General features: G+C 36.7%; 13 protein-coding genes. All 13 read left to right on the forward strand.

Annotated features, from left to right (window positions below; translation table 11 throughout):
* Window positions 1–67 precede the first annotated feature (67 nt).
* The 13 genes from BIZ38_RS06530 to BIZ38_RS06590 all read left to right on the forward strand — a co-directional run bounded on the left by BIZ38_RS06530 (window position 68) and on the right by BIZ38_RS06590 (window position 18421).
* Window positions 68–2515: an SEC-C metal-binding domain-containing protein gene (locus BIZ38_RS06530; RefSeq protein ID WP_187489877.1), complete on the forward strand. Its 2448-nt coding sequence runs from the start codon at window positions 68–70 to the stop codon at window positions 2513–2515.
* Window positions 2516–2950: 435 nt separating this feature from the next.
* Complete coding sequence (locus tag BIZ38_RS06535) at window positions 2951–8827, forward strand: DUF4011 domain-containing protein (RefSeq protein ID WP_187489878.1); 5877 nt, start codon at window positions 2951–2953, stop codon at window positions 8825–8827.
* 51 nt (window positions 8828–8878) lie between these two features.
* Window positions 8879–9475 carry a hypothetical protein gene (locus tag BIZ38_RS06540; RefSeq protein WP_187489879.1) on the forward strand — a complete coding sequence of 199 codons (597 nt, stop codon included), beginning with the start codon at window positions 8879–8881 and terminating at the stop codon, window positions 9473–9475.
* A gap of 151 nt (window positions 9476–9626) precedes the next feature.
* Entirely contained in the window at window positions 9627–10469 is an 843-nt protein-coding gene (locus BIZ38_RS06545) for an ImmA/IrrE family metallo-endopeptidase (protein ID WP_187489880.1), read from the forward strand.
* A gap of 368 nt (window positions 10470–10837) precedes the next feature.
* On the forward strand, window positions 10838–11644 hold the full coding sequence (locus tag BIZ38_RS06550; protein ID WP_187489881.1) for a GIY-YIG nuclease family protein: 807 nt from the start codon (window positions 10838–10840) through the stop codon (window positions 11642–11644).
* Window positions 11645–11836: 192 nt separating this feature from the next.
* A complete protein-coding gene (locus tag BIZ38_RS21995; RefSeq protein WP_410445828.1) occupies window positions 11837–11896 on the forward strand; it encodes an SEC-C metal-binding domain-containing protein in 60 nt (19 codons plus the stop codon).
* 470 nt (window positions 11897–12366) lie between these two features.
* Window positions 12367–13104: a RusA family crossover junction endodeoxyribonuclease gene (locus BIZ38_RS06560; protein ID WP_187489882.1), complete on the forward strand. Its 738-nt coding sequence runs from the start codon at window positions 12367–12369 to the stop codon at window positions 13102–13104.
* Between the two features lie 149 nt (window positions 13105–13253).
* Window positions 13254–14036, forward strand: coding sequence for a hypothetical protein (locus BIZ38_RS06565; protein WP_187489883.1), 783 nt, complete (start codon window positions 13254–13256; stop codon window positions 14034–14036).
* Between the two features lie 373 nt (window positions 14037–14409).
* Window positions 14410–14688: a hypothetical protein gene (locus BIZ38_RS06570; RefSeq protein ID WP_187489884.1), complete on the forward strand. Its 279-nt coding sequence runs from the start codon at window positions 14410–14412 to the stop codon at window positions 14686–14688.
* 18 nt (window positions 14689–14706) lie between these two features.
* Window positions 14707–15255 (forward strand): hypothetical protein, encoded by a 549-nt coding sequence (locus BIZ38_RS06575; RefSeq protein ID WP_187489885.1) that lies wholly within the window; start codon window positions 14707–14709, stop codon window positions 15253–15255.
* Window positions 15242–15496, forward strand: coding sequence for an ABC-three component system middle component 6 (locus BIZ38_RS06580; protein ID WP_187489886.1), 255 nt, complete (start codon window positions 15242–15244; stop codon window positions 15494–15496). The genes BIZ38_RS06575 and BIZ38_RS06580 overlap by 14 nt, the downstream gene beginning before the upstream one ends.
* On the forward strand, window positions 15465–17159 hold the full coding sequence (locus tag BIZ38_RS06585) for a DUF2326 domain-containing protein (protein ID WP_187489887.1): 1695 nt from the start codon (window positions 15465–15467) through the stop codon (window positions 17157–17159). Before BIZ38_RS06580 ends, BIZ38_RS06585 begins: the two co-directional genes overlap by 32 nt.
* A gap of 569 nt (window positions 17160–17728) precedes the next feature.
* Entirely contained in the window at window positions 17729–18421 is a 693-nt protein-coding gene (locus BIZ38_RS06590; RefSeq protein WP_187489888.1) for a hypothetical protein, read from the forward strand.
* The last annotated feature ends 222 nt before the right edge of the window (window positions 18422–18643 follow it).

Raw genomic sequence — 18643 nt, forward strand, 5'->3', positions numbered from 1 at the left:
GCGCTCCCAAATTTCCGCAGAGCGCGGCGTTATACGTGCACCTTAAATCCCCAACCGTGAGGATCTCATGAAAAAAAATAAAAAAGTAAAACCAGATGAGTTTCTTCAAGCAGGGCCTTTGGAGGTGGCTAGATTTGGTGATAAAACTATTTATCAGTCTAGTTTTAATGAAAATCAATTTGTAGACTTCCAGAATAAATTAGCTGGTGATTTTGATGATATTGTAATTCAGATTGATGAATTGGTAGATAAAATTTCTTTGATGGTTAGTGAACTTCCTGCTGATCAATTATTACAGCGTGCGTGGTCTGAAATGGCAATGCAACATATTTGGGTAAATTCAGAAATTGAGACTAATTCAGAGAACGTTTTATCGGTAAGAATGCTTGATTATTTACAGAGCATTATTGTATCAGTTTCACCTAATGCAACATTAAAACCGGAAGTATCTGAAAGCGATTGGATTGAACTAAACAATGCGGTAGAAAAACTATTTAATCTAATTAATTGTAGTTACCACATTTGCCATACTGCAAAAAGAAAAGCATTAAACCCTGATATAGATATGGACGAGGAAGAATTCTATTTCAAAGCGCAAATGTATTGGTGCAATGTTCGTGGTGAACGATACCATCAGTTTCAAGAAGCTCATTTGTCAGACCTTTTACTAACTCACTCAAGTGTAATTGAGGGAAATTTTGGAATAAGTGCCAAGCAGTTGGTTTCTGAATTAATGAAAATACAAGATTCATTAATGTTTGGCATGGGGAATGCGATTGAAGATATGAAATTGTTTCAAAAAGAAACTATGGCTTTAGCAGAAGATAGAATTTTACAAGGAGAAAAAATTGAGAAGGAAGAGGATTTTGGTGATCTCCTTAGGTTAGTTATACATGAAAATAACTGGGATAGTCGCTATGAAGGTATTTGCGGACGGTTAATGGGGCTGGATTTATTTGATGTGGCTAAAGTAACTAATATTCCTGAGAAATTACTTTCTTCACTCTCTTTCAGTCGAGGCGAAGATAAAGAGTTTTTTGCTGAAGGTGAGTATCGAGGTTGGCCATTAAGAATTTGGCCTGTGTTTAAAAAGCCTTTTGTTAAGTTAAATGGTAAGTATTATTGCTTCGATCTAAATAGTCTTTTTGACAATTTTTATAGGGTTATGCAAAGAGTTATATTTTCTCATGCTCCTCTTTACAAGCCTGAGTGGAATGAGAAACAAAAGAACATTTCTGAAGAACTCCCATTTAAATACTTAAATAAAATTATTTCGGGAGCTGAAGAATATCGCTCTGTTTATTATCGCTCTGGTGTTGGTAAAAAAGGAAGGATGGAGTGGTGTGAAGCTGATGGATTGGTTAGCTATGATGATCATTTATTTGTTATTGAAGTAAAAGCTGGTGCTTTTACTTATACTTCACCAGCAAATGATCTTCCTGCGTATGTCAAATCAATAAAAGGATTAGTCCTTAACCCATCAATGCAGGCACAACGATTTGTTGATTATTTGTTTAGTGAAGAGTCTGTTTCGATTTATGATGAAGAGCATAAGGAAATTGGTGTTCTTTCTCATTCTAATTACAGGAAGATAACAATTTTACCCGTCACTCTTGATAGTTTTACTGAGATTGCAGCTCAGATTCAACATTTGAAGTCTATCGGTATTGAAATGGGTAAAACCCCTACATGGTCTATATCTATTGATGACCTAAGGGTATATTCAGACGTTTTTAATAACCCACTTATATTTTTACACTTCTTAGAGCAGAGAATGAATTCATTTCTATCTGAAGTGATTCAAACTGATGATGAGCTTGATCATTTGGGAATGTATCTAAAACATAATAATTATGTTTCCTATGCAAATAGCCTTAAAGACACACCCGAAACAAGGATTAATTTTCATGGTTATAGATTAGATGTAGATAATTATTTTGCTGATAAGCTTCATGACCCAGAGCTGGCTTCTCCACTTAACCAAAAAATGCCTATGCGTTTGATGGAAATAATAAAAGTATTATCTACTAATCAACAAAAAGGTAGAACTCGTATTTCGAGCTTTTTATTGGATTGTGCTGAACAGTGTCGAAAAACAATTATTGATAATATCGATTTAGTGTTGGTGAAACAAAATGAAACTCAACGTCCATTTCCACTTTCGCTATATGGCGATGTTAAGTTAACAGTATTTTGCTGGCAGGAATCATGTTTCCCTCGAAATGAAAAGTTTGTTTTGGACCATTCTCGTTCAGCCATGCTTGCTGTAAATGATGCCACTAGATTGGTTATCGAGTTATTCTATTCTGATGAATTAATACTCGAAAAGGTTGAGTGGAGTGATATCTCGATAGATGAAATCCCAAGCTTGGAGCTGGATAGGTTAAACGATTTAGCGAATGATTTAAAAAAATCTAGAATTCAGAAGGCAGGTAAACTTGGGCGTAATGACCCATGTAGCTGTGGTAGTGGTAAAAAGTATAAAAAATGTTGTATTGACTTGAATCTTTCGTGATTTCAGCCCGTATAACAAGGCATTAAAAACGGATTCGTAACAGTTGGCTCGGTTCCGCTTCGCTTCACATTATAGCCAACTATTTCTCACAGCTTAATGCGGCGTCACCGAATAAATACTCTAACTTGTTTCTGTCCAAAAATGAGCTAGAACGGCCGTCTGTTTTAGCTCAAAGTTGACCTTCATAGCTCATATTTTGAATAGTTTTGAGGCAGAAACTACTATATTAAGGTTATACCTTGTTCTGGAAGGGTCGTTGTATTGACCACTTCTTTGCAAAACAATTTTAAGCCACTCAAATCTGTAAGTTAACCAAAAACTTTTTGACATAGATTAAATGTGTGCCGCCCGTTTCTTGACCAATCATAATGTTCTAGTTACATTGGTTAAAACTACTTTTGCTACTCAAGCAAGAACAAAGGGTTACAATCTCTCATGGAAGAAGTTAATAAGCAAAACCAAGGCAATATTGAATTTGAAGTTGATGTGATTTCTACTTTTTCACTAGCTGCACAGCAAAATTCATATTCAGTTTTGCGTAATATCCAAATCATTGTACCGGAATGTTACGACAAACCAGTCCTACGTAATTTAAAGTTAAGATTGAATGCTATTGAAGGTTGGTTAGACTCCTCTGAGTGGCTTATTGATGAAGTGATTTCTGGACAGTCAGTTAAATTACCAGTCAAAGAACTTAAATTTCCTTTTGAAACACTTTTTGGCCTAACCGAAGAAGTTCTTCTAGGGCTTAAATTTGAGCTATTGGATGATGAAAACCTTCTCCTGTGTAGTAGTGAGCATAAAGTGAGTATTCTCCCCGCCAATTTTTGGGGTGGAGAGAGTCGTCAGCCAGATTTACTAGCGGCTTTTGTAAAGCCAAATGGTTTATACGTAGAGTCTTTAGTTAGAAAAGTCGCTTTACTTTTAGAAAGTAGTGGCCATGGACGCTCAGTAGATGGGTATCAGTCGAACACTAGAGAAAAGCCATATTTGATGCTTGCTGCACTTTGGAATGTTATTTTCCAAGAAAAGTTAGCATATGTCAGCCCTCCTCAAGGCTTCGCAAAAACAGGCCAACGAATTCGTCTAGCAGCGGATATCAGCCAATCTAAAATGGCCGCTTGTTTAGATTCTTCTGTCTTATTTGCAAGTTGTATAGAAGCTATGGGTCTAAATCCTGTGGTGGCTATCACTAGTGGGCATGCTTTTGCTGGTGCTTGGTTAATTGATGAGAAGTTGCCAATTCTTTGTAATGATGATCCACAGGATATAAGAAAGCGCGTGGATAACCGAGATTTAGTCTTGTTTGAAACAACGCTCGTAACAAATGCTTCCCCTGTTACATTTGAACAAGCAAAAGATCATGCCAGAAATTTACTTGACGAGGATAAAGAAGAAGAGTTTGTAATGGTTTTAGATATTGGCCAAGCACGAGCTCAGTCAATTAAACCGTTATCAACTATAGAAGAGGCTAAAGCTGAAACTGAATCAGTAGACGAAACTGTTGAACTTACTTTACCTGAAGTTCCTCCTTTACCTCCCGTTCGTGCTGAAGAGCGTGTTGTCGAAGAAAGCCCTGAAACACGCATTGACTCATGGTGCCGAAAGCTTCTTGATTTAACTAAGAGAAATAAACTTTTAAATTTCAATGATAAGTCGGTATGTATAAAGCTATATTGTCCTGATATAGCTAATATGGAAGATATGTTGGCGGATGGGACAAAGTTTAAATTCTTATCAACTCAAGAAAGTCCATATTTTGATTCAGAACGAGACAGTGAGTTATTTCGTTTCCAAACAGGCTCGGAAATACATAAAGAGTACGCTCTTAATCAGTTAAATAATAAAATTTTATTAGCTAATCAGCCTCCTAAAAAGGTAGAAAAAAATGCTATCGAGCTGTTTCGGAAAGCAAAAAATGATTTAGAAGAAAGTGGTTCAAATACACTTTTCTTAGCACTGGGTTTCCTTAAGTGGAAAGAGAACCCAGAGGATACCCGAAGCTTTAAAGCTCCATTAATTCTTATTCCAGTTAACCTCACTCGCAAAAGTGCTCGAGCTCCCATTTATGTTGAGCAATTACAAGGTGAGGAAGCAATCTTTAATCTTACTTTGATCGAGTTTTTGCTATCTGAACACGATATTAACTTAAATGTATTTAAAGATGAGCTGCCTGAAGATGAAAGTGGGATTGATGTCCCATTTATTTGGAGTCAGGTAAGACAGGCTGTCAGTGAGCAAAAGGGATTTGAGGTAGTTGAGGAATTAGTTTTATCTTCATTTTCATTTGCAAAATATTTGATGTGGAAAGATCTAAGAGACAGATTGGATGACTTAAAAGAAAATCGATTTGTTCAGCACTTAGTTGAAAGTCCCAAAGATGCTTATATTCAATCTGCTGAGTTTGTTGAACAACATCAAGTCGATGAGGCTATAGACCCTGCTGAAGTGTTTACGCCTCTTAATTGTGATAGTTCGCAATTAGTTGCTGTTGATGCTTCAGCAAAAGAGCAAGATTTTGTACTTGAAGGACCTCCGGGGACAGGTAAATCCGAAACAATAGCTAACATTATCGCTCATAATATTGGTAAGGGGCGGAAGGTTTTATTTGTAGCTGAAAAAATGGCTGCATTGAATGTAGTATACAAGCGATTGCAAAAAGTAGGTTTGGACCATCTTTGTTTAGAGCTTCACAGTAATAAAGCGAACAAAAAGGTCGTTTTAGAGCAATTAGCTCAGGCTTGGCAATCAAGAGAGGGATTAAATCCTAATGCGTGGTCTATGCATGTTTCTGAGCTAAAGGATAAAAAAGATAAGTTAAATGATTATGTGAGAGAGCTACATAAAAAATCACAGTCAGGAGTATCCGTTCGAGACGCAATATCAAGGCTTGCTCTTCATAAGGGGAAAGTCAAACTTAACTTAAATTGGCCATTAGATTTAAGTGCAGATAAAACCTTAAAAAGTGACTTGAACACACTAAATGAAATCGTTTTGCAGCTTAAAATTGCCTTTGAAGATATTCAAGAACTCGACTTTACTAGCTTCTCTTATATAAATGCTACTGCATGGTCAAATGTTTGGCAAAGCCAGCTAATAAATAAAGTTGAAGCTTGGTTTATTGAATTTGAAAGTATTACAGATAAATTCCAATCGGCTCTTTCTACCCTAGGCATCGATGCACCTGAGCTGAACAACAAGAATTTCTTGGCCTTGAATTCATTTTATGAATTAAAAGAACTTGTGAAGTACCGTGATATAACTTTTGTCTTAAAATCAGGCTTTAACGAGCGATTTGAGCTTATAGAGAACTTAGCTCTCAAAAAAGAAAAGTTAGATGAGCTTATTAGCAAGCTAGGTAGCAATATTGAAGTTAGTCAGCTATTGAAAGCTCCAATAAGCAGGTGGTACTCAGAATATGAAGCTGCAAATAGTAGTTGGCTTAAATCTCTATTTGCTAAGTGGAAAGTTAATAAACAAGCAAATGAGCTTGGGTTTAAGAAGTTTAGTGATCTTTCTATTTTAGCTGAGCTATTAGAAGCAAAGCAGCTTGCCAATGATATTTCTGAAACTAATGATGAACTTGAAGCGTTAGGTATTTGGAAAGGTTGGTTAACAACTTCGAAAGACTTAATAGCTACCGTGGAGTTCGGAAGAAAAGTAAAAGCTAAGTTAAATAGCGCTCTTTCGTTATGTAATGACCCAACAGAAGCTTTAATAGTAATTAAAAAGCAATTTGTTGACGGCAGAGATTTTATTGAAAACTCTCAAGTAGAGGCTAAATTAGATGATTTTGCCTCTAGTTATAAAGAGTTTGAACAGGCGCACAATAACTTACTCGATTTCAATGTCACAGATACTTCAGGTTTAAATTTAACAGAATTAAGTCAAGCCTTGAGTGTAATAAAGAACAATCAAGCGAAACTTAAAAGCTGGTGTGAATGGGTCAGCGCCAAAGCTCAAGCTAATAACGTAGGTTTAGATTCTGTTGAGCAGGCATTAAGCCAAGGTGTTATTTCATCTTCAGAATTACTAGAGCAATTTGAATTAGCTTATTTTTCTTGGCTTGCACCTCTTTTGATTGATGACAGTGAAATTTTAAGAGCATTTAAGGCTTCAACACATGAAGCTACTATTGAAGCTTTCCGTAAATTAGATGAAAAAGTAGCTGAAGTAACAAGTGATTACATTATTGCTCTGGCTTCAAGTCGAGTGCCAACTAGTGAAATCAAAGATGCTAAAAACGACCGTCACTTCGGAGTTTTGTCGAAAGAGATCCAGAAAAAAACTCGTCATATCCCAATTAGAGCTTTGATTAAAGAGCTTGGTGAGTCATTGCTGGAGCTTACTCCATGTATGATGATGTCACCGTTATCTGTTGCTCAATTTCTGCCATCAGACTTTAGAGGATTTGACCTAGTTGTGTTTGATGAAGCATCTCAAATGACAACATGGGATTCTGTCGGCTCAATTGCCAGAGGGCGCAATGTAATTATTGTTGGTGATCCTAAACAAATGCCTCCAACCAACTTCTTCGCGGCCGGTACTTCCGATGCCCCAGATGAAGAAGATCTTGAATCTATTTTAGATCAAGCTTTAGCTGCTCGATTACCGCTAAAAAGGTTGATGGGTCACTACCGAAGCAAACATGAGACTCTAATTGCATTCTCAAACAGCAAGTACTACGAAAACTCATTAGTAACTTACCCATCATCAGAGACAAAAGAGTCAGCTGTTTCTTTACATCGGGTTAATGGCCTTTATGCAAAGGGCAAGGGTCGGAACAATATCAAAGAAGCACAGGCTGTTGTAAACGAAATCACTAAGCGATTGCTCAACAAGCAGCAACAGAAATTGTCAATTGGTGTCGTTACTTTAAACACAGAGCAGCAACGCACTATTGAAGACTTACTCGACGATGCTAGAAGGAATAACCCAAAAATTGAAAAGTATTTTCATGAAGCAGAAACTAGAGAGCCTGTTTTTGTTAAAAACTTAGAGTCAGTTCAAGGTGATGAGCGAGATATCATAATGCTTAGTTTAGGTTATGGTCCTTCTGAGCCAGAAGCGAAAACGATGAGTATGAACTTCGGTCCATTAAACAAACAAGGTGGTGAGCGCAGACTTAATGTTGCCATTACGAGAGCAACGACTGAAGTCGTAATTTTCAGTAGTTTTGATTCTTCAATGATTGATTTGAGCCGTACCTCTTCAACTGCTGTCGAACATTTAAAACATTATTTAGAGTTTGCTGAAAGAGGGCCTATTTCACTTGCGGAAAGTACGTCGGCTCGTTACGGAGTGGATCAGTTTGATAGTGATTTTGAACAAGCCGTTGCAAACGAATTACGCAACATGGGTTGGAAGGTCCAAACACAGGTTGGTGTCAGTAAGTTCAGAGTTGATTTAGGGATTCTTCATCCAGATAAACCCGGATGCTACATTGCTGGTGTCGAATGCGACGGTGCTACATATCACGGCTCACCAGCAGCTAGAGATAGAGATCGCGTAAGACAAATAATCCTTGAAAGTTTAGGTTGGAATATCGTTAGGCTCTGGTCTACGGACTATTTTGTAGATTCAGAAAGTGCACTGAAAAAGTTAGATTCAAAGTTAAATGAAATACTTGCTACTGAGAGAGAAAAGGATAGCTTGTTAGAAGCAGAAGCAGAAGCAGAAGCAGAAGCAGAAGCAGAAGCAGAAGCAGAAGCAGAAGCAGAAGCAGAAGCAGAAGCAGAAGCAGAAGCAGAAGCAGAGGTTCTAAAAACGGCTGCTAATACCAATTGCAAAACATCTTCAGCTCAACATGAAACATCTCTTGTAGCAAATACTCAACAGCTTACCAGTAATGTGCTTGATGCAAGCAACTACTTTAAAGAAGAGTATAAGCCACGGTTAACCGAAATTGCTCAAGAAACATTGAAAGAAAGGCCCGGTATCACATTACATACTTTGGCATTGGAGATTGCTAACTTACATGGCTTAACACGCACTAGTAAAAAGCAAGTTGATTACATTTATGAGCTTTTAAAGCCATGGGCAGGAATTAAAGAGAATTCGGGTTTCTCGCCAACAGTTTGGTTATCGCCAGAAGATACTTGCGAGTTAATACATTGGCGAGGTGTGAACGCGTTTGGATATGAAAGAAACTGGAAAGAGCTTGCTTTTGAAGAAGCTCTGGGCTTAGCAACTTTTGCTAAAACTAATAATAGCTCAAACCCTGTAGAAGAGATGTGCTCTGAACTGGGCTTAAAAAGAAAGCATGAAACTACTATTAAGCAATTTGAGCAGTGGCTTTCGCTTGTCGAATAAGTTTTACTGTTTTTCAGTGGATGCTTTATTTCAAAAGGAGTTTTTGAAAAATTGAATGATAAAGTACTAGAACTAAGTGAAGCAACGAGTAGACAAAGAAGAAATTTACTTTTAACTTCCGTTGCTTTAATGCTAACCAGTCATGCAGGTGTAACCTTTGGTGATAATTTAAAGCTTTTAGGAGCATCTGTTAAGCTGACAAATCCGGAAGTTATTCTTACGTTTTTGATGGTTAGCCATATTTATTTTGCATGGCGTTATTATCAGTACTTTCATGTTGATCAAGCTTATGTAGCTCTTCGCTCTCAATATAGGAATCTAATGGATAAAAAGTTAGATCAAATATTAATGGGGTATTTGTTAAGATCTTTGCCAAAAGGTGTAACTTCAATCACAGGTAGTTATTCTTATTCACAGATTTCAAAGACTAGAGAGAATCATGGCTTTTATGAAGTTAAAGTTGACTTTCCTTCAGGTCAAGACAGTGAAAGCTCATCAAAAATTGTAGCGGTGCCGATCAAAATATTCAAACTTCGAGGTATTCCGGTAGCATTAAAATTTATGTTTAGAGGAAAAATATTAACTGATTATTACTTGCCATTTTCTTTAGCTTTATATGCACTAGTAATTAATTTTCCATTTATTTGATGTGATTACTTTATTACTCAATAAGTAAAAACTCCAGTGTAGTCTATGTTCCACTTGATGAAAATTCAGGTTGGAAAAATTCAGTGGCTAAAGAGCTTACAGAATGTGGTTATAAAATAAATACATTTTTTTAATTTGTTAAGGGAAGAGCATGGGAACCACTAGTGGTTATGAAATCGCTGAAGCTGCTTTTGCAGATATTGAGTCATTTTTTCTTAGTACTGTTAATTTTCAAATCAACAGAGAGTTGTATGTTAAATCGATGAAAGGGAATGCTGCAATTACAGGGAGCGGTAAGGCTGCAAGAGTTAGACTTTCATATGAATTTTGCAATTATGAATTATCTGCATTGGAAGATTATATTTTTATTTTAACCATTATATGCCATGAGTTAGCTCACTATTTGAATTTTCACAATGAATACAAAGATGAAACCGAATTAGACAGTGTAGCTCTGGAGTCGAGAGCAGACCATTTTGGTGCACAGATATTGATGGTGCTCATTACTTTTGGTTCTAAAACAACTAGGCTTATGAAGCAAGTTGATGCTGCAATTAACCCTACGGCGATTACGAAGAGTATCGGTAAGTCATTGCGCTCAATCTATGATGAAATATATATAATTGGTAGTTCAGAACTATACCCTGAACCGAAATTAAGAGTGGGAATATCAATTGCAGGTTATCTTTCATTTTATCATAGATACTTTGGAAGCTTACCTGAACAATTTACGATTAGTTTTCTATTAACTGTAGTGCGTGAAGGGAACCTATCTGGCTTACTTGAAGGTTTCGATGAAAGCCAACAAGAAAGTGTTGTAGAAAAAATAACAAGTGCTCACACTCAATTGCTAGAACGGTTTCCGTTAATGATTTCAGGCTTCAAAGAAAAGTTTGGTTATTTCCTAACTTCTCGATTTGATGCTAGTGAAAATGATAGAACCAAACACCGAATGATGCTTGAAAAACATGTAAGTGAATTTGAGCTTAGTTAATTAAAGCCTAACAAGTTGTTAAACAAGGACAAAAAAGTTGGTTTTGCTCCTTCGTCACTAATTTTAACCAACCATTTTTTGCCTGCTAACAGGGCGTTACCGAACGCTATATCTTGCTTATTTTCTAGGAATGCCTGAACGGCTCTTAATGGCACACAGCAGCCGGTCGGCCACAACTCATTTTGTCCATAAACGAGCTAGAGCGACCGTTTGTTTCAGCTTAAAGCAGGCTTTATGTAAATAGCTTCTGGAAAAGGCGAGCAGGTAGCTATCCAGTCCAACAAGCGATTATGCAACACAAACTAGGTGTCTCATAAATACTAAAATGTTAGGTTTATAAGGGCTAATTATCAGCTAAGGAAGATGTTATGTCAGGTAGTTACTACGTTTATGTTTACGTAGACCCCAGGAATTATGAAGAATTTTATTTCGGTAAAGGGAGAGGTTCTCGAAAGGATGAGCATCTTTTCGATAAAAGTGAGTCACTAAAAGTTAAGAGAATTAATGAAATAAAAGCTGTAGGCTTACGACCAATAATCCGAGTTATCGCAAAAGACCTAACAGAGGGCGAAGCTTTTCTGATCGAGAAAACACTTCTCTGGAAACTTGGTAATCTAACAACTAATGTTGCTACTGGGCATTTCAGCAATAAGTTCCGTCCTCATAACACAATGCATATGGAGCTCTCGGGATTTGATTTCCAAAATGGGATTTACTACTACAATGTTGGTGAAGGAGAACACAGATCTTGGGATGACTTTAGAAAATATGGCTTTATTTCAGCAGGGCAAGGTGTTCGTTGGAAAGACTCACTAAAAGGTTTTCAAAAAGGAGACATTTTTTCAGCTTACCTTAAATCGCATGGATTCGTCGGTGTTGGGCGAATTTTACAAGTAGCTAAACCAATTAGAGAAGTCTCTATTCAAGGCAAACCTCTCTTATCCCATGATTTAATTTGTCAAAACATGAACGACAATATCCACTCAGATGATCTTTGTGAATATGTTTGCTTAGTAGAGTGGTTATCTTCCGTTGAACGTCATGAAGCTAAGTGGGTAAAAAAATCCGGCTTGTATACAACAACACATGTTCGTGCTTCACTGGATGGTCAGCCTGATACCATAGAGTTCATAGAAAAAGAGTTTGGTATGGACATTCGAGCGCTGATGAAATAAATCTACCAAGCTGTTTAATATTGATTGCAACGTGCGGCATTTCACTATGCTTGCTCACACCTTAATAAGACATTAGCTCATAGAAATTTTTATGCGAAATTAACCTAATACAACCAATGACCTAAAACGTTTTTCTCTACTTTCAATAGTAGAACCAAAAAGAAAGCACAGCAAGATTACGTAAACTTGTCTTTGACAGACCCGTGTTATTGCGGAAGTAAAAAAACTTATGCCAAATGCTGCGGAAGATAACTTAGATAAATTACGGGAGGCATATTTTGGAACTAAGCTGTCTTCAGTTTTAAAATGTTCACCCGTCCAAAGGCCGGTTATAAATATAACTCGCCTTTTCTCCATTACCATTTAACGCAATTACTCTATAGGTCGGCCTTTAGAAAACAATGGAAGTTGACCAAAACAGAGCTAGATAGCTCTTGTTCACCTGCTTAATTGCTCTGCCTAGCGGCTTCTATGCGTTTGAAAATATAGTTGCTTATTGAGGTAAACTTAGGTGTAATGAATACATAATAGGTGCTGAGCAATGCAGGGAAAGCTTACTTAACATCAGGAAAGTGAGAGCCTCCCAAAAGCAAATTTCCATAGCAAAAATAACACCAACTCTGATATACATAGCAGGTAGCTGCTCAGCCCAACAAGCGATTATGTAAAACAAACTATGTGTTGCATAAATACTAAAATGTTAGCTTTCTATGAGGTATTAGATGGATAACAAAGAACAAGATGAGACAGTTAGAAGTTTGCTTCAATGCGAGCACCCTGACTTGGCCAAGTTGAAGCAATCAATAATGTCCCTCTCAGGATTGACATTTATTGACTCTAACGCCCCTACGTCAGAAGAAATTAGAGTCTTTGGCAAGTGGCTAGCATTTAACTTCCCAAACGAGCTGTCTGGATTGCGCTTTAAATTCTCTAGAACAGGGCTGAAAAAATTTTATGTAACGATTTCAGATAAGCTGAACACACTCTATCAGTATCACTGTTCAATTTGTGATACCAATGATTCTTCTATTTTGTTTCCTAAGCGATCTATCTGTATCCGTATAAATCCTGAGTCATATCAATCGCTCAATGGAAACCTAAAAAAAGAATTTCATACGGCCATGAAGTCAAAGTGGAGTGATCAAGGCATCTTATTTGAAAAAGACGATGAGATATGCGTTTTGCTGGTCTTTGTTTATGGTAAGAATGCCAAAAATAAGGATGTAGATAATATGGCTAAAATATTCATTGATAGCCTCAAAGGAGTGCTAATCCATGACGATATCAATATTGTTCATCTAAATATATTAAAAAGAAGAAGCCAAAAAGAAGATGGTTATATTTTGGCCAGAATACAGAAAACAAAAATCAACCAAGATTCGGATGTGCTATTCAAGAGTGAGGATCATGGTTTTGGTGGTCAAGAGATGATTGATATCAGAGGTGCTACCGAAAGCTGACAAACGTATCAAATCACTAGCAGGCTCGGTGGGACATCAAAACTACGCGGCGATTTAGTTTTGATGCTTCGCAAAGTTTAACTTAATCGCCACTACGTTTTGCTGCCCTTTATGCGGACGTTGGTATCTATTAAAATTGAGAGTCAACATTGAACAAAGAAGAAAAAACTAAGAATCTAATATCTCATGGAGGAGATCTTGCTGGTAGCGCTATAGGTGGTGCTCTTGGCTTTTTAGCTGGAGGCCCTATGTTGGCAGGTGTTGGTGCAGCAGTAGGAACTTTTATTGGAAAAACTTTTGTTGCTATAGGTTCTGACGTTCATGATAGTTATTTATCCCCGAAAGAAGAAATGAGAATAGGGGCAGCAACAGCAATTGCTTTGTCAGATATAAATGAAAAGCTGCAGCGAGGAGAAACTATCAGAAACGATGGTTTTTTCCATGGTAACGATAAAAAAAGAAGTGATGCTGAGGATATATTAGAAGGTACTCTATTAAAGTGTAAAGCAGCCTATGAAGAAAGGAAGGTACTCCATGCTGGAAAGTTCTTTTCTAATATTTCATTTGATAAAGAAATTAACTCAGAAATGGCCTGCTACTTTCTTCAAGTCTTTGAAAAGTTAACTTACCGGCAATTATGCCTTTTGAATGTTTTCAGTCGAATTGGTAATCATCTTAGAGCCACTAATTTAACGGGAGTTAGAAGCGGTGGCGAGCTATGGTGGATTTTACAAGAAATTCAAGAGTTGAAAGATTTAAACTTAATATATCAAGGCGATAAAAATCAGAAGTCTAAAATAGTATGGGGGTTAGGAGAACTGGTTCCAGCGTACCTTTATAATACAACCTTGGGTATTAGCTTTCATAAGCTTTTCGAGTTAAACACTATCGATGATGATGAGTTAAGTGAAATAGTAAAGCTTCTATCATAAGAAACTTAACAAGTCGTTCAAAAGGAAAAAATAATTAGCTTTGCAAGGATAGAGCGCGCATAAATCCATATAGTTTTTCATTTCATTATTCCTTTCTAGCAGCTATTAGCTAGACCGAAGGAAGTAAATACTTTGTTTTTGTTGGGGAGAAAATAAGCTTGATTCCTGTTACACCAAAACTCAAAGAAAATGAAATTCAATTTGATAGTAAATTTCTTGCGAAATACCGGATCATAAAACCCTTTAAGGGCTCATACCATGGTTCAGAAATAGAATTTTCGGTATTTGATCACTATGGTGTTTATAATTAGTAAGCTGTAGTAAACCTGTTAAAAACTCTATAAACTTAATTTATTTAACGGTATGAAATTATATGGATGTATTTTTAGCTTGGTTTTCTAGCCCTCTTGGGGTTGCAATAGCTTGGGTTTGCAGTGTCGTTGGTTTAATCTATGCGTTGATACAGCAAAGAGCAAAGAACGAGCTCAAGATTAAGTGTGAAAAGCTTGAAACTAATAACTACAAGCTAGAGCAGAAGATCATCAGCATTGAGAACAACAGCACCCAAGGCAATCAACAAGACGTCAAGCAAGAAGGTAAAACCAACATCAATACTGGTGTAATGAATGGTGACTTTAATCTCAATCAATGAGATAGGTAAAGTAAGAGTATGACAGGAACGTTAGTCCAGATAGGTGAAGTGAAAGGTGACTTCAATAGTGCGGAGTCACCAGAGTCTAAGGTCGACTCTATCATCAATGACATTATCAGCAAGATATCTCAGGCTGACGTCACTATAGACATCACGGATCGCTCATTCCCGTCTAAAGTTGCAAAAAAAATCGAACACAACCAGTTGAAAGAAAATAGAAAAATCGTTCTTCAGTACAAGAGTTATTCTTCATACATTGAATCTGCATACAACATCGTTGAAAAGAATGTCGTCAATGGGAAACAAACGGCAATGTTGATATTGAATGGCATGTACGGTTCCGCATTAAGCAAGTTCAACATTGATGATTGGGAACCCAACATGGATGAGGTTAAAAAACATGCCGATGAAATTATCAATGATGTTAAGAAGCAACTAAGTAATTTCCTTTATAAGTCTTCTAATATCAATTTCACCAAAGAACAGATGTCTGTTGGAATTAACATTGTGATTGCCCATGCCTTTGTTGAATGCTACGTACTGGAGAACCCTAATGATACCGACTAAAGGTTCTAATCCAGAAATCAATGTTGTCTATATTGGCGCTTTTGTTTTGAAACAACTTCATGAGACAAAAAGCTGTAAGATGAAAATCACTCGCCTGATGAAGTTGGGGGAAAGAGAACTGTCTATTTCTATAGATCACATGATCCTAACGTTAGACTGGCTATTCACTATTTCCGCTATTACATATAAAAACGATGAGGTTTTCATCAATGAAGCTACTCAAACTAATAACAAAAGTTGATGGAAATGTAATTAGAGAGATCGAGTTTAACGATACTCTAAACATCATTACTAACAAAAGAGATTCTAATTTATCTGGTAACCAGATCGGAAAGTCTGTTCCCGGTCGTATTATTGACTTCTTGTTAGATGGCTCGATCAACCCTATATACATCGATGAAGAATTCGGTACAGCTGAACCAAATATTCGGCAATTGTTTGAAGAGCGTGACGTTACCTCTTCCCTTTCTTACATTGGGTTAGATGGCAATATCACTGAAATCAAACGAAATCTAGCCATTGAAAACTCTAACGTATGCTATTATGTCAATAATGAACTTAAAACTAAGAAAGAGTACAACACTCATATATTGAAGACGATGTTCAATGTATATTCTACTAAGCCCACTCTCAGAAAGTTAGCTCCTAAGTTTTTGAGAACTGATGCAAGTAGAATGACAAAAACCGTTAAGTTTAATGATGATAAGTTCCCTATTTCTCAAGCAGACCGTAATACACTATTTTTGTACCTTTTTAACTTTGAAGACACTGAAATTCTTAGTAAAATCCAGAAACTTAAAACCTTCCTAGATAACTATGGAAAGAAACTTATCTCATTTAACGGTATTATCAAAGATGACAAAATTATTGGTACTATAAAGAGCACGAAAAAAGAGCTCGATAAGTTAGAAAAATTTCTACTTTTAAGTGAGAATAATACTGATAAGCTAGCAATTATCGATGAAATCAATAGCATCGATAATAAGCAAAACAATCTATCAGATCAGGTTTTATCATTAGATCTTAAAGTTAATAATATCACCAAGACTCAGAGTCTACTTCAGGCAAACCAGAGCCACCAACTGCTTAGTGAGTTAGAAATCATATACGGCTATGCAGCTATTAAGATGGATTCAGTTATTAAAGATTATGATAGCGTATTGCGGTTTCATAACCACCTACTTGATACGAAGAGTGAGTTCATCACTGATGGTTTTGAGAAGCTTCAAGTTAAACTACATAAAGCTACAGATGAACTAAAGTTATTGGAGAAGAAAAAGTCATCGCTTTACCTTGAACTGAAGTCCAAGAAGAAAATCGATGAAATATCTGATTCAGTTAAAAGAATTGGTGAGCTAAATAAGACCTTGATCGAGTTAAATGCCATAGTTGAGAAAAAAGATAGCATTGAGACCAGACTAGAAGAAGAAGCAAAAAATTTAGAAAAGTTATCAGAAAAACTGTCTGGTGAGTTTCAAAATGTTAACACTTTCGAAACAGAATTTAAGAGGAATTTCAAAGGATATACCAAGGTCTTCTATGGGATCGAATATAATTTTAATCTGAACTTAGACACTACCAATGGTGACTGCCGGCCTTCTGTAGATGACATCCAGTCAAATAACGATGGAGGTTTGAAGCGTCTTGAAGCAATCACATTTGACTTGTCGTATATTAAGTCAGTGGGCTCACTAGACCTTTTAAGACCCACGTTTGTGATACATGACTCAATCGATGAAGTGGATATTAAACATATACGCCAGTTGTTTAATGAATCTATAAAATTGTCTGGTCAGCAAATCGTATCGATGTTGGTAAGTCAACTCGAAGAAGTCGATTATCGGAAATATAAGGACTATATCGTACTAGAGCTATCTCAAGAGGATAAGTACTTTAAAGTCTAGATTTATGTATGGTAAAACCAGAGAGGAGGATGGCGATGACAAACCTTTCTGTTGGTCTTTATAAGTTCACCCATACTTGAAATAATCCTTCGATAGTTAATTATGTAAAGTTTCATTGAAGCACAACACTTTTGTCCAGAGACGGGTTTTGTATATAACTCGTCTTTGCCCAATATCACTTAACTAAATGCTCTAGAGTCGACTTTAATCGAACTAAGGTAGTCACCCAAAGCAGAGTAAGTGAGCAACTAGGTTTATTAACCAGCTTAATGGCTCGGGCTAGCAGCTTTCGTACGTGTAAAAATATAATTGCTTATTAAAGAAAATTTAGGTGTAATGAGTACATAATAACCACTAAGCTATGCAGGGAAAGCTTAAATAAAACTAGCTAAGCTGATTAAATTAGCTAGGAAAGTGAGAGCCTCCAAAAAGCAAATTCCCGTAGCATAAACAACATCAACTATGACACACCGGGCAGGTAGCGGCTTAGCCCAACAAGCGATTATGCAACACAAACCGCGTGTTGCATAAATACTAAAATGTTAGCAGCCAAAGGGAACGAAATAATTTTGAAAGCATTACCAAGCTTCATTTCTGATGAACTCTACATAATCAGCGCATTCAATGACAAACAGGAAGTTCAAATATCCGAATTTATAGATAATATTGAGCAGCACATAGAAGTAACTGAGGTCGAGCGGTGGTTTCAAATTTCAGCTGATGAGGGAGAGGTTGGAGTTGCTCAAATCGAACATATATCGGGTATAAGCGAAGAGGAATACGACATTCGAGAAATGTTCACAGAAATTATGCCCATCTATCAACGTCAGGCAATGCTATTAACTCTATGGGGTTCGTTCGAGAGTGAAATGGAAAAAATGTATATTTACGCCTCTGCTCAAGAAAGCCTGCCTAAGAAAAATAAAAAGGACAAAATAAGTAAGCTTAAGCATATGATTAACTGCTTTAGTAAAATGGGTATGCCAGCTGAACCAACGAGGGAATATGTTTCTGCAGTAAATACTCTTGATGACGAAGTTAGGCTAATCCGTAATGCTTGGGCACATGATGGTGGAAAAGACCCCATGGATAAAATACCGGATGGCATCGAAGGTATAGTTAAGAAATATTCACAAATAGAGATTAGCAAAGAATATATTAAAAATGTTGTTTTGCTAATGCATGTTATATCACGAGAGCTGAACAACTCGGTAAGAAGTGCAACAATAGCTGCTTACAAACAAAAGCAGACTCACGCATAAATGGCCGCTGTTTTGGGCGTTATATTACTAAACTAAATCATCTGATTGTGCTTTAGAGCGTGAAACAAGTCATTGGTAAGCTTCTAGACCAGATATAGAAATTAAAAATATTACTCAATTACAAAGTGGTGTTTCATGGGGGCCTGCAAAAGCAGTCTCGACAGTTTGGTATTATTGTAACAAGAAAATCAAGCGGGACTACTAGGGAGTACTAACAGTTGG

The sequence above is a fragment of the Pseudoalteromonas sp. BZK2 genome (assembly GCF_014349195.1).
Taxonomy (GTDB): Bacteria; Pseudomonadota; Gammaproteobacteria; order Enterobacterales; family Alteromonadaceae; genus Pseudoalteromonas; species Pseudoalteromonas simplex.

Excerpts from the sequence above, each read along its gene's own strand:
- BIZ38_RS06530 (WP_187489877.1), top strand. The coding sequence starts at position 68 with ATGAAAAAAAATAAAAAAGTAAAACCAGATGAGTTTCTTCAAGCAGGG.
- BIZ38_RS06535 (WP_187489878.1), top strand. The coding sequence starts at position 2,951 with ATGGAAGAAGTTAATAAGCAAAACCAAGGCAATATTGAATTTGAAGTT.
- BIZ38_RS06545 (WP_187489880.1), top strand. The coding sequence starts at position 9,627 with ATGGGAACCACTAGTGGTTATGAAATCGCTGAAGCTGCTTTTGCAGAT.
- BIZ38_RS06550 (WP_187489881.1), top strand. The coding sequence starts at position 10,838 with ATGTCAGGTAGTTACTACGTTTATGTTTACGTAGACCCCAGGAATTAT.
- BIZ38_RS06560 (WP_187489882.1), top strand. The coding sequence starts at position 12,367 with ATGGATAACAAAGAACAAGATGAGACAGTTAGAAGTTTGCTTCAATGC.
- BIZ38_RS06570 (WP_187489884.1), top strand. The coding sequence starts at position 14,410 with ATGGATGTATTTTTAGCTTGGTTTTCTAGCCCTCTTGGGGTTGCAATA.
- BIZ38_RS06575 (WP_187489885.1), top strand. The coding sequence starts at position 14,707 with ATGACAGGAACGTTAGTCCAGATAGGTGAAGTGAAAGGTGACTTCAAT.
- BIZ38_RS06580 (WP_187489886.1), top strand. The coding sequence starts at position 15,242 with ATGATACCGACTAAAGGTTCTAATCCAGAAATCAATGTTGTCTATATT.
- BIZ38_RS06585 (WP_187489887.1), top strand. The coding sequence starts at position 15,465 with ATGAAGCTACTCAAACTAATAACAAAAGTTGATGGAAATGTAATTAGA.